We start from the raw sequence: 12,555 nt of genomic DNA, 5'->3' as shown, positions 1-12,555 counted from the left end.
CGGCATGAATAGTCTTTCACATAAAAACTGCCTGATTATCGGTCTGGGTCAGACGGGACTTTCGTGCGCGCGATTTTTAGCCAACAGAGCTTTGGGTATTGCCATCATGGATACGCGTGAGAATCCACCGTCTGTGCAGGAGGTGAAAAATGAGTATCCACAAGTATTAATTAAAACGGGTGGGCTGGATCAGGATTGGTTATTAAAAGCGGATCTTATTGTTCTGAGCCCAGGGATTGATCCACGTTTACCTGAAATTGAAATCGCACGTCAGGCGGGGATTGAGATTGTCGGTGATATAGAGCTGTTTGCCCGTTATGCTGATGCGCCTGTTGTAGCCATAACGGGTTCCAATGGTAAAAGCACCGTCACCACCTTACTTGCTTTGATGGCTCAGGTGTCGGGAAAAATAGTACGTGCCGGTGGTAATTTAGGTACGCCAGCATTAGATCTGCTGGAAGAGTCTGCACCTGATTTTTATATTCTGGAGCTATCAAGTTTCCAATTAGAAACGGTACGTTCCTTAAATGCGTTTGCGGCTGTGGTACTTAATGTCAGTCCTGATCATATGGATCGTTATGATTCGCTGGAAGCATATCAGCGGGCGAAACAAACCATCTTTAATGGTGATGGCGTCATGGTCATTAATCAGGATGACCCCATTGTTAATGACATGCGTCAATCTGGCCGAAATACTATCGGATTCAGTTTGAAACAATCCCATGGGGTGGATTTCGGTTTAATGGAAGCTGACGGGCAAACCTGGTTAGCGGAAGGTGAATATCCGTTACTGCCGGTTGAGCAAATGAAAATTGTCGGTTCACATAATATCGCTAATGCGTTGGCTGCCTTAGCACTTGGCTCAGCCATGGCCTTACCCATGTCGTCCATGTTATCGGCTTTACGTGAATATAAAGGCCTGCCACACCGTTGCCGATTAGTCAGACAGCTCAATGGTATTCGTTGGTTTAATGATTCTAAAGCAACCAATGTGGGTGCCTGTGTGGCAGCCATTAATGGGCTTGCCGGATCAGGCAATATTATTCTTATTGCTGGTGGTGTAGGTAAAGATCAGGACTTTTCAGAGCTGACGTCAGCCTTAAAACAGTCGGTTAAAGCCGTGGTGTTGATGGGGGTTGATGCCGATAAGATTGCAAAAGTGATTCCGCCTGGTGTTGAGCAAATTCAAGCAAGCGACATGGCTGATGCAGTAAAAATCGCACAGTCGATCGCCAGTGAGGGTGACAATGTTCTGCTTTCACCGGCTTGTGCCAGCTTTGATATGTTCAGCAGTTATGCCGACCGTGGCAATTCATTTGAACAAGCCGTCAGGGAGATTGCAGCATGAGTGATTCATCACTGCAATTCGATAAAAGCTTACTGTTTGCCACAGGCGCTTTGCTGTTTATCGGTCTGGTGATGGTCTGTTCAGCCTCTATCACGGTTGCAGATAGTCGCCTCGAACAACCGCTTTACTTTTTTATTCGTCAGTTTGCATTTGCGATGGTGGGACTGGCTGTGGCCTGGGCGTTTATTTCTGTGCGTTTAGCCGTGTGGCAGCGTATTGCACCACAACTGTTGATGGCCGGGGTAGCGATGCTGATCATGGTATTAATCCCTGGCATTGGTCGTGAAGTGAATGGTAGCTCTCGTTGGTTACCGTTGGGACCTGTGAATTTACAGGTAGCAGAATTGATTAAATTGTTTGCGATTATCTATATCGCTGACTATTTACAGCGTCACCATGGTCAGTTGCATGTGTCATTCTTAAAAGTCTTAGCGCCACTTACACTTTTGGGCGTTGCTGCATTGTTACTTTTATTACAGCCAGATATGGGCTCAATGGTGGTCATTATGTCTACCGTTTTGGCTATGTTGTTTTTGGGTGGTGCACGACTGGATGTATTCGCCACCTTGATTGGTGTGATGGGCATGCTGTTTGCGATGCTGGTGTGGATTGCACCTTATCGGCTTGAACGTTTACAGAGTTTTATGGACCCATGGGCTGATCCCTTCGGCAGCGGTTTTCAGTTAACACAGGCGTTGATCGCATTCGGCCGTGGCGATTGGTTCGGCGTTGGTCTTGGCAGCAGTATGCAGAAATTATTTTATTTACCAGAAGCGCATACCGACTTTCTCTATTCGATCATTGCTGAAGAATTGGGCTTAGTAGGGGCATTAACAGTGATCGTGCTGTTTTTTGTCTTTATCTGGCGAGCTTTAGCGATTGGTCGTGCAGCAGAGCAGGCTGGACAAGTTTTTGGTGCACAGATCGCTTATGGAATCGGTATTTGGTTAGGTTTACAGGCTTGCGTCAATATTGGCGTCAATATGGGAGCTTTACCGACAAAAGGACTAACACTGCCTTTGATGAGTTATGGCGGTAGTAGTTTAGTGATTGTCTGTGCAGCGATTGCATTGTTATTCCGTGTAGATATGGAAACACGAGTACCTGAAAAAGCCTCAGCGAGGATCAGACGATGAAAAGAGTCATGATCATGGCAGGCGGTACAGGTGGGCATGTTTTCCCGGCGCTCGCGGTGGCAGATGAATTGCGTCAAAGAGATGTTGAAGTGTCATGGATTGGCACTGCTCATGGTATTGAGGCGAAATTAGTGCCCGCTGCCGGTTATTTATTATCTGAAATTAAAGTCAAAGGCTTACGTGGAAACGGTGCGTTGGGTTGGTTGATGGCACCATTTAAAGTTGTCAAAGCTGTTCTGGAAGCCCGTTCGCTTATCCGTGAGTTAAAACCGGATGTGGTAATGGGCTTGGGTGGCTTTGCCTCTGGCCCAGGTGGTCTGGCTGCATGGCTGATGGGTAAACCGTTAATTATCCATGAACAAAATGCGATCCCGGGCCTGACTAATCGTTTATTAGCAAAACTGGCAGACAAAGTGCTGACGGGTTTCCCTGATAGTTTTGATAAAAAAATCGATGCTGAATGGGTGGGTAATCCGGTGAGAAAAATGATTGAAGATTTGCCAATGCCTCATCTTCGTCAGACAGAAAAAACAGGCCGCTTAAAACTCTTAGTATTAGGCGGAAGCCTGGGCGCACGCTCATTGAATACTTATGTACCGAAAGCCTTAGCCAAAATATCGGCTGAACATCGTCCAGAAGTGATTCATCAATGTGGTAGCAAACACAGCGATGATTGCCGTCAGTCATATAAAGACGCGGGTGTCGAGGCGGACGTTAAAGAATTTATTGAAGATATGGCCGAAGCCTATGCCTGGGCTGATTTAGTGATATGTCGTGCTGGCGCACTGACTGTTGCTGAAGTCGCTGCAGCAGGTATTGCATCAATTTTAGTGCCTTATCCGCACGCCGTAGATGATCACCAAACCCACAATGCCGCTGTTCTGGTTGATGCTAATGCGGCCATTTTAATGGCTGATCACAGCTTAGATGCTGATGTGATTGCCAACACCATCCGCCGACTGGATGGCGATAGAGAAGGATTGTTGAACATGGCAAACGCGGCAAGACAAGTCGCAAAAATGGGTACAGCGGCTTATATCGCAGATTTATGTATGGAGGCCGCAAATGGATAGACTGACCTCAGCTATGCAAAGTCGCGTGAAGCATATCCACTTCATCGGTATCGGTGGGGTAGGCATGGGTGGTATTGCCGAAGTCTTGTTAAACCTTGGCTATCAGGTGAGTGGTAGTGATTTAGCTGAAAACAGCCTGATCAAACACCTTCGTAGTCTGGGCGCGACCATTATGATTGGTCATGATGCATCCTATCTTGAAGGCGCTGATGTGGTGGTGGTGACTACCGCCGTCAATTCAGACAATGTTGAGCTGATTGCGGCGAGAGAGCAGTTAATTCCTGTCGTGCCAAGAGCTGAAATGCTGGCTGAGCTGATGCGGTTCAGTTATGGCATCGCGGTGGCCGGCACGCATGGTAAAACCACAACAACCAGTTTGATCGCTGCTTTGTTAAGTGAAGGCGAACTGGATCCCACATTTGTTATTGGCGGACGTTTAAACAGTGCAGGCAGTAATGCCCGATTAGGCACTGGGCGTTATCTGGTGGCTGAGGCAGATGAAAGTGATGCCTCATTCCTATATCTGCAACCGATGATTGCTGTTGTTACCAATATTGATGAAGATCATATGGCGACGTATGACGGCGACTTTGGCAAGTTAAAAGCCACCTTTATTGAATTTCTGCATCATTTGCCATTCTATGGTTTGGCTGTTTTGTGTCTGGACGATCCCGTCATTCAATCTTTATTAGCCGATGTTACCAGACCGTTCATTACCTACGGCCAGAATGAAGAGGCTGATTATCAGTTAGTTGAACTCACTCAGCATCAGGGCCAAAGCTTTTTCACCGTTGTTGAGAAACGCTCAGGGCAGAGCTTCCCTGTGACGCTGAATATGCCTGGTTTACATAATGCGCTAAACGCAACGGCAGCTATGGCTGTGGCGCGTAACCTTGATGTCAGCGTCAACGATTGCCAAAGAGCCTTATTGAAATTTGATGGTGTTGGCCGTCGCTTCAATTTATTAGGTCAGGTCAAAGCCGGACAAGGTCAGGCCATGCTTATTGATGATTATGGGCATCATCCAACGGAGATTGCCGCTACGTTGGCAGCTACCCGTGGTGGTTGGCCAAATAATCGTTTGGTGTTGGTATTCCAACCTCACCGTTACACACGTACACGCGATTTATTTGAAGATTTTGCCCACGTATTGTCCAGTGTGGATGTCCTGGTGGTATTAGAAGTGTATCCCGCTGGTGAAGCAAAAATTGCTGGTGCGGACTCTCGTAGTTTATGCCGTGCTATTCGTTTACGTGGTCAGGTTGAGCCGGTTTTTGCAGAAGATAAAGAGGCTTTATACAGCTTATTACCAGGCTTATTGGAAGACGGTGATGTGTTGTTGACCTTAGGTGCCGGTGATATTGGTCGTATGGCGCAGGCCTTGCCCGAGATATTAAATGATGGGGGTGCTGAATGATGGCGCTGCCACAAACGCTGAAAGGTGAATTGAAAATAAACGAACCCTTGTCTCGTTATAACTCATGGCGAGTAGGTGGTCCGGCAAAACAACTATATCGCCCTACAGATAGACATGATCTTGCCCTGTTTTTACAACAACTGCCGGAAAACGAGCCCGTTTTATGGGTGGGGCTAGGCAGTAACTTACTGATTCGTGACGGTGGTTTTGCCGGTACCGTTATTGTGACCGCAGGGACGTTACAAACAATTGATATCCGTGATAATGAAATTACGGCTGAAGTGGGACTCTATTGCAGCAAGCTGGCTAAACAAGCGGCTAAGGCGGGCTTGAAAGGCGCGGCTTTCTGGGCAGGCATTCCCGGTACGCTGGGTGGTGCTTTAGCAATGAATGCAGGTGCTCATGGTACGGAAACATGGGACTCGGTAGTCGAAGTGACCACAATAGATAAACAGGGTGAGCTGCATCACTACCCGGCTGAAGCGTTTGATGTGCATTATCGCCATGTCAGTTTGCCTGAGAACCAATGGTTTGTAGCGGCAAAAATGCAGTTTGAACGTGGTGACAGTGATGCTGAGCTTGAACTGATTCGTGAGTTATTGAAAAAACGAAATACCAGCCAACCAACAAATCAGCCTTGTGCCGGTTCGGTATTCCGTAACCCGCCAGGTGATTTTTCTGGACGTTTAATTGAAGTCAGCGGTCTAAAAGGGCTGACAGTCGGTGGCGCCAGTGTTTCAGATAAACATGCTAACTTTATCGTCAACAACGGTGAAGCGACTGCGGCAGACATCGAAACACTGATTGCTGATGTGCAACAACGAGTGGAACACGAGCACGGCGTCAAGTTAATTCCAGAAGTACATATTATTGGAGAGCAACTATGACAAAACGCATAAGTTCTGCTGCTGATTTTGGTCGAGTTGCTGTGCTGATGGGCGGACGTTCAGCTGAACGTGAGATTTCACTGATAAGCGGTAATGCCGTATTAGCCGGATTACAGCGTAAGGGTATTGATGCTTATGGCATTGATGTCAGTTTTGATATTTGTCAGAAGATAGCCAGCGGCGAGTTTGATCGTGCCTTTATCGTATTGCATGGAAGAGGCGGTGAAGATGGCGAGATTCAAGGCTTTTTGCAGGCGGTTAATTTGCCGTATACAGGCAGTGCAATTACTGCTTCCGTTTTATCGATGAATAAACGACTGAGCAAACTGGCGTGGATTCAGCAGGGCTTACCCACAGCGATTTTTATGCCTGTGACGGAGCAGACGGATACGCAACCATTGGTGGATGAATTAGGGCTGCCGCTTATTATCAAACCTGTGAATGAAGGCTCCAGTATTGGCATGTCAAAGGTCAATGATATTACTGAATTGCAACAGGCAATTGATTTGGCATTGAAGTATGACGCTGACGTTATTGCTGAGCAATGGATTCATGGTGAGGAATATACCGTGGCGATTTTAGATGGTGAAGCACTGCCAGCGATTCGCTTAAAAACGCCACATGAATTTTATGATTTTGATGCGAAATATCATGCTAACGATACCGAATATTTATGCCCATGTGGTCTGGATGCTGATGTTGAGCAAGGTATGCAGGATATTGCCGTAAAAGCATTTAATGCCTTAGGTATGAAAGGCTGGGGACGTATTGATTTTATGCGGGACAGCCAGGGTAATTTATTTCTGTTGGAAGCAAATAGTGTCCCTGGGATGACCGATCACAGTTTAGTCCCTATGGCAGCTAAGCAGGCAGGCCTGTCTTTTGAAGACCTTGTCTGGCGTATTTTAGAAACCAGTTTTAAGGATGAGAACTGATGGCTAAACCACGCAGAGGCGCTGTGATGCAACAAGCACCTAAGGTGAAACAGCCTAGACCGCCTGTGCCATGGAAAAGTGTGTTTAAACACTCTGCGGCTTTGTTGATAGTCGTTTTATTAGTGGCTGGTGGCGTATACCTGCGTGAAGCCGACACCTTGCCTGTAAAACATGTCACGGTGGATGGCAGCTTGCTTCATACCGACAGGAATGAATTGGTTAAAGCGGTTATGCCTTATGTCAGGGGCAGCTTTTTAAATGTGGACGTGGCCAGCATTCAAAAAGCCGGTGAAACCTTGCCTTGGGTAGAACAGATACAAGTAAGACGGGTTTGGCCAGATACGCTACACCTCATTGTGGCTGAGCATGAAGCGGTTGCCCGCTGGAATGATGATGGTCTGGTGAATCGCCACGGGAAGGTGTTTAAACCGAGTAAAGACACCATGCCTGATGGATTGATTCAGTTAAACGGGCCAGATGGTATGAGCGAGATGATGTCTCGTCGTCTGGTCGATGTTCAGCAAAAGGTCAATGTACTGGGCTTGCGAGTCATCAGTATGAGCATGGATAAACGTCGCGCCTGGCAAGTGGATTTTAAAGACGGCCTGCACCTGAAATTAGGCCGAACTGATGATGAACAGCGATTAGACCGATTTGTTACGGTGTACCTCGGTGGCTTAGGTACCTTTAAAGAACTGATTAAAGAAATTGATATGCGTTACACCAATGGGCTGGCAGTGGTATGGAAATCCGGCCAGCAACCTGATTTTAATGGAACAGTATGATGTCGAAACGAACTGAAAGAGAACTTATCGTTGGATTGGATATCGGAACATCAAAGGTAGTGGCTATCGTCGCTGCTCCCGTTCCTGATGCCGGTCCAAATGATAATGCGCTCGAAATTATTGGCATTGGCTCTCACCCAGCCAGAGGTATGAAAAAAGGGGTCGTCGTCAATATCGAATCGACCGTACAATCGATTCAGCGTGCCATCGAAGAAGCTGAACTGATGGCAGGTTGCCAGATTTATTCTGTTTATGCCGGGATTGCCGGTAGCCACATACGCAGTTTAAATTCACATGGCACCGTGGCGATTCGCGATAAAGAAGTGACACAAGGTGATCTCGACCGTGTCATGGATGCGGCACGTGCTGTTCATTTCCCCGGTGACCAGCAGTTACTGCATGTTTTGCCGCAGGAATACATTATTGATAATCAGGAAGGCATTCGCGAACCCATTGGTATGTCAGGCGTACGTCTGGAAGCCAAAGTCCATTTGATCACAGGTGCAGTGAGTGCGGCACAGAACATTACTAAATGTATTGAGCGTTGTGGCTTGACTGTCGATGGCATTGTGCTTGAGCAAATGGCATCCAGTTATTCCGTCTTAGACCAGGATGAAAAAGAATTAGGTGTTTGTTTGGTCGATATCGGTGGTGGCACAACGGATATTGCTGTGTTTGTTGATGGTGCTATTCGACACACTGCTGTGATTCCTATTGCAGGTGATCAGGTCACCAATGACATCGCTGTGGCATTACGTACACCAACGCAATATGCCGAAGAAATCAAGATTAAATATGCCTGCGCTTTGACTCAACTGGCTCGTGAAGACGAAACCATTGAAGTACCAAGTGTTGGTGACAGGCCTCCACGTCAGCTTGCCAGACAAACACTCGCTGAAGTGGTAGAGCCACGTTATGAAGAATTATTGATGTTAGTTCAGGCTGAACTACGTCGGAGTGGGTTTGAAGAATTATTGGCTGCCGGCATTGTGCTGACAGGCGGTAGTTCGAAAATGGAAGGCGCTATTGAGCTTGCTGAAGAGGTCTTCCACCTTCCTGTGCGTTTGGGAGTACCACAACATGTCGGGGGACTTGTGGATGTGGTGCGTAACCCAATTCATGCAACAGGTGTTGGGTTGCTGTTATTCGGCAATCAGGAGCATGCCCCAGGGCATGGTGAAATTAAAGTAAGTGACGGCTTAAAAGGCATGCTGGCAAGAATGAAAAGCTGGTTCCAGGGGAATTTTTAAGCTAAGTAATTAAGCATGTTTGTTTTACACATTTTTTTGGGGGAGAAGTTATGACTTTTGAATTAATTGATACATACAGTGAGAATGCCATCATTAAAGTGATTGGTGTTGGTGGTGGTGGCGGTAATGCGCTTGAGCATATGGTCATCAACCAAATTGAAGGGGTGGATTTCATCAGTGCTAATACGGATGCACAGGCATTACGTAAAAGTTCTGCCACTACCCAGTTACAACTTGGTGGTGATATCACCAAAGGCCTGGGGGCAGGTGCTAATCCTGATGTAGGCCGTCAGGCAGCATTGGAAGACAGAGAACGCATCATGGAAGTGATTGATGGTGCTGATATGGTGTTCATCACTGCAGGCATGGGTGGTGGTACAGGAACAGGTGCTGCACCAGTGGTGGCACAAGTAGCTAAAGAAATGGGGATTTTAACTGTGGCAGTTGTCACAAAACCTTTCCCATTTGAAGGTGCTAAGCGTATGAAAATTGCGCAGGCGGGTATTGAAGAGTTAGGGCAACATGTTGATTCACTTATCACTATTCCTAACGAAAAATTATTAAAAGTATTAGGGAAGGACATGACCTTGCTGAATGCGTTTAAATCAGCAAATGACGTCTTATTAGGTGCAGTACAAGGTATTGCAGAGTTAATTACTCGCGAAGGTATGATTAACGTCGACTTTGCTGACGTGAGAACTGTGATGTCAGAAATGGGTATGGCGATGATGGGAACAGGTCATGCTAAAGGTGAACATCGCGCGCGTGAAGCAGCGAAACTCGCAGTTTCAAGCCCATTATTGGAAGATGTGGATTTAGCGGGTGCTCGTGGTGTGTTAGTTAATATTACTGCTGGTCTGGATATGAGTATTGGTGAATTCGAAGAAGTGGGTAACACCATTAAAGAATTTGCTTCAGATGACGCCACAGTAGTAGTAGGAACGGTCATTGATCCGGATATGACGGATGAATTGAGAGTCACCGTTGTCGCGACTGGTTTAGGAGCTCCTAGAGCCGTCGTTGCAAAAGCGCCTGAAGAAGCTGCGCCACAAATTGAAATTGTGAAAAAGCCTGTTGAAATTGATTATGATGAACCAACAGTGATTCGCAATGGTAAAGATAGCCAGCAGAAACAAGTGGCCAATGGTGATGTCAATATGGATTATTTGGATATTCCGGCTTTCCTGCGTCGCCAGGCTGATTAATTTAGTGTAGCTGCTAATATTGTGCTTATGATATTATGCTTTGATCTGTAACTGTTTAAGGGGGTAATACACCGTGATAAAGCAACGAACATTGAAGAATGTGATTCGTGCGACCGGTGTCGGTTTGCATAGTGGTGAGATGGTTTATCTGACCCTGCGTCCTGCTGCCCCTAATACAGGCATCATTTTTCGTAGAGTTGATCTCGACCCTGTAGTTGAGATTCAGGCGAAAGTTGAGAATGTCGGTGAAACAGCCTTATCAACCACGCTGATTGAACATGGTCAGCGCGTTTCGACAGTAGAGCATTTATTATCTGCGTTTGCCGGATTAGGTATCGATAATGCTTATATTGATCTGAATGCGGCTGAAGTACCTATTATGGACGGCAGTGCTGGTCCATTTGTTTTCTTGGTACAGTCAGCAGGTATCGAAGAGCAGAATGTTGCTAAACAGTTTATTCGAATCAAAAAACCAGTGATGATGGAAGATGGTGATAAATGGGCGAAGTTTGAGCCATTTGATGGCTTCAAAGTGTCTTTCACTATTGATTTTGAGCATCCAGCTTTTACCGGACGTCCCCAACAAGTCGATGTTGATTTCTCCTCCACATCGTTTGTCCGTGAAGTAAGCCGTGCTCGTACCTTTGGTTTTATGAAAGATATCGAAAAGTTACGCGAAAATAATCTGGCGTTAGGTGGCAGTATGGACAATGCCATTGTGGTTGATGATTACCGTGTCTTAAATGAAGATGGTTTACGCTACGAAGACGAATTTGTTCGTCATAAAGTCTTGGATGCCATCGGTGATTTATATTTACTTGGACATAGTCTGATTGGTGCCTTTAAAGGTCATAAATCAGGCCATGAAGTGAATAATAAATTGTTACGGAAATTATTAGCTCAAGAAGATGCTTGGGAATTAGTAAGCTTTGAAGACGATAAAGATGCCCCCATTCTTTTCAGTCGACCTGCAGCTTCTATCTCAGGTTAATCCTTTTTCTGGGCTTGACGTTTAGCTAATTTATTCAAGGCGGCCTTTAACGGGCCGTCTTGCATTTCAGCGGCTGTACTTTCGAGAAGGTCTGCTGTTTTTGCAGAAACACGAAGTGTATTCGGAAGTGTTTTCTGTTTCAGTGGTTCAGACTGTGGTCGAACTTTTACTTCAAGTTTTTTGATTGGTTTAGGTAAATGCGCTGATAAAGTACTGCAAATAAAGGCAGCTTGAAAGCGCAATAGACTGGCATAATTGGCTTTGTCGGTGAGGATGACAATTTTGTCTTCCGTGATGTTTGCCAATGTGCAATGATTACTAAATTTTAAAGGCAGGCTTTTTTGCAAAATGGTGTTAAGCTTGTTCAGTTTTTGGGCGCGAATTGATAACCATTTCATCTGGTTATCGTTTTGATAGAGTTGGTTTATGCGCTCAGGTTTTTTTGACATATTTTAAGTGACTGAAAAAGGATAACAATGCAGGTTATCATTATATCCTCAAACAGCAAGACCCATAAGCATTGGCATTTGACGCGATCGACGTTGTTGATACTCATGCTGATGTTAACGTGTTTGATCAGTGTGAGCAGTTATAGCCTCGCTAAATGGCTTTATACCGATCGCGTTATTGAAAATCCTCTTCCTGTACCTCCTCTCACTTCAACTCCAAAGCCAACCGATACGAATCAGACTCTGGCTAGCAATAATCAAGAAGAAAATCTGCAAGAATTTTATGCAAAGCAATTAGGTGGCTTGCAGGCGGAAACGATTCGTTTGAAGATGTTCAGCGAACGCTTAGCGCAAATTGCCGGATTCGATACAGAAGACTTTTCGTTAGATGAACATCCGGGGCAGGGCGGCATTGAGCATGATGGTTCACCACTGGGTAGTGAAGCATTAGATCGTGGGATACAACAGCTTTCCAGTCAATTACGTGGTCAGAGCGACACACTAAACGCGCTTGAGGAATACCTGATAACAAAGGAAAACATTGCAGCGGGTATCCCTGAAGGTAAACCCGTCAAGAATGGCTGGGTATCATCATTCTATGGTAATCGTATTGATCCCTTTAATGGTAAAAAAACCTTTCATGAAGGAATTGATATCGCAGCAAAAGAAAATAGTCCGGTTATGGCTGTTGCTGATGGTATTGTGAGTTGGGTAGGTGATCGTGGAGGTTACGGCGGTTTAGTTGAAATCGATCATGGCAATGGTTATGTCACACGATACGCGCACAATAAAACGATCAAAGTAAGCAAGGGTGAGCGTGTAACCAAAGGTGAGATAGTAGCACTGATGGGCTCTACAGGCCGATCAACCGGGCCACATGTTCACTATGAAGTATTGCGAGACGGTCAACATATCAATCCTTATAGTTTTATCAAGTAAATTCTTTTTAGCTCTTGTTTTATCCGTGGGAAGTCTCCACATGAAACAGTGTGATCTACAAACGCTGACTTTGTCCGCGTTATAATCACAAATTTATTACTTTTTATCGGTGTTCGTTCACGCCGAAGTCAACACAGTGT

Annotated in this window: 12 protein-coding genes; 11 read left to right on the top strand and 1 reads right to left on the bottom strand. The window is 45.8% G+C overall.

The features are described 5' to 3' along the window. The first annotated feature begins 4 nt into the window (after window positions 1–4). From murD to lpxC, 10 genes are all read left to right on the top strand, one after another. Window positions 5–1,348, top strand: coding sequence for a UDP-N-acetylmuramoyl-L-alanine--D-glutamate ligase (murD, locus tag MAMP_RS10450; RefSeq protein WP_237701208.1), 1,344 nt, complete (start codon window positions 5–7; stop codon window positions 1,346–1,348). Then, window positions 1,345–2,484, top strand: a complete 1,140-nt coding sequence (ftsW, locus tag MAMP_RS10445) for a putative lipid II flippase FtsW (protein ID WP_007146006.1) — start codon at window positions 1,345–1,347, stop codon at window positions 2,482–2,484. Before murD ends, ftsW begins: the two co-directional genes overlap by 4 nt. Continuing rightward, window positions 2,481–3,557, top strand: a complete 1,077-nt coding sequence (gene murG / locus MAMP_RS10440; protein WP_007146005.1) for an undecaprenyldiphospho-muramoylpentapeptide beta-N-acetylglucosaminyltransferase — start codon at window positions 2,481–2,483, stop codon at window positions 3,555–3,557. Before ftsW ends, murG begins: the two co-directional genes overlap by 4 nt. Continuing rightward, complete coding sequence (gene murC / locus MAMP_RS10435) at window positions 3,550–4,974, top strand: UDP-N-acetylmuramate--L-alanine ligase (RefSeq protein WP_007146004.1); 1,425 nt, start codon at window positions 3,550–3,552, stop codon at window positions 4,972–4,974. Before murG ends, murC begins: the two co-directional genes overlap by 8 nt. Continuing rightward, window positions 4,971–5,861: a UDP-N-acetylmuramate dehydrogenase gene (murB, locus tag MAMP_RS10430; protein WP_007146003.1), complete on the top strand. Its 891-nt coding sequence runs from the start codon at window positions 4,971–4,973 to the stop codon at window positions 5,859–5,861. The genes murC and murB overlap by 4 nt, the downstream gene beginning before the upstream one ends. Next, a complete protein-coding gene (locus MAMP_RS10425; RefSeq protein WP_007146002.1) occupies window positions 5,858–6,796 on the top strand; it encodes a D-alanine--D-alanine ligase in 939 nt (312 codons plus the stop codon). Before murB ends, MAMP_RS10425 begins: the two co-directional genes overlap by 4 nt. Beyond that, the gene (locus MAMP_RS10420; RefSeq protein ID WP_007146001.1) at window positions 6,796–7,581 is read left to right on the top strand and encodes a cell division protein FtsQ/DivIB; all 786 of its coding nucleotides are present in this window, start codon (window positions 6,796–6,798) and stop codon (window positions 7,579–7,581) included. Before MAMP_RS10425 ends, MAMP_RS10420 begins: the two co-directional genes overlap by 1 nt. Continuing rightward, window positions 7,581–8,831 (top strand): cell division protein FtsA, encoded by a 1,251-nt coding sequence (ftsA, locus tag MAMP_RS10415; protein WP_040576281.1) that lies wholly within the window; start codon window positions 7,581–7,583, stop codon window positions 8,829–8,831. Before MAMP_RS10420 ends, ftsA begins: the two co-directional genes overlap by 1 nt. A gap of 50 nt (window positions 8,832–8,881) precedes the next feature. Further along, window positions 8,882–10,036 (top strand): cell division protein FtsZ, encoded by a 1,155-nt coding sequence (gene ftsZ / locus MAMP_RS10410; protein ID WP_007145999.1) that lies wholly within the window; start codon window positions 8,882–8,884, stop codon window positions 10,034–10,036. A gap of 73 nt (window positions 10,037–10,109) precedes the next feature. Beyond that, window positions 10,110–11,027 (top strand): UDP-3-O-acyl-N-acetylglucosamine deacetylase, encoded by a 918-nt coding sequence (lpxC, locus tag MAMP_RS10405; RefSeq protein WP_007145998.1) that lies wholly within the window; start codon window positions 10,110–10,112, stop codon window positions 11,025–11,027. Here the strand turns inward: lpxC and MAMP_RS10400 are convergent. Further along, window positions 11,024–11,425, bottom strand: a complete 402-nt coding sequence (locus MAMP_RS10400) for a DciA family protein (RefSeq protein WP_158005166.1) — start codon at window positions 11,423–11,425, stop codon at window positions 11,024–11,026. The genes lpxC and MAMP_RS10400 overlap by 4 nt on opposite strands. 156 nt (window positions 11,426–11,581) lie before the next feature. On the opposite strand from MAMP_RS10400, the gene MAMP_RS10395 reads away from it, so the two are divergent. Continuing rightward, window positions 11,582–12,415, top strand: a complete 834-nt coding sequence (locus MAMP_RS10395; RefSeq protein ID WP_007145996.1) for a M23 family metallopeptidase — start codon at window positions 11,582–11,584, stop codon at window positions 12,413–12,415. The last annotated feature ends 140 nt before the right edge of the window (window positions 12,416–12,555 follow it).

The sequence above is a fragment of the Methylophaga thalassica MP genome (assembly GCF_000214595.1).
GTDB lineage: Bacteria > Pseudomonadota > Gammaproteobacteria > Nitrosococcales > Methylophagaceae > Methylophaga > Methylophaga thalassica.
The sequence above is the reverse complement of the archived record's forward strand: the minus strand, read 5'-3'. Positions and strand labels throughout refer to the sequence as shown.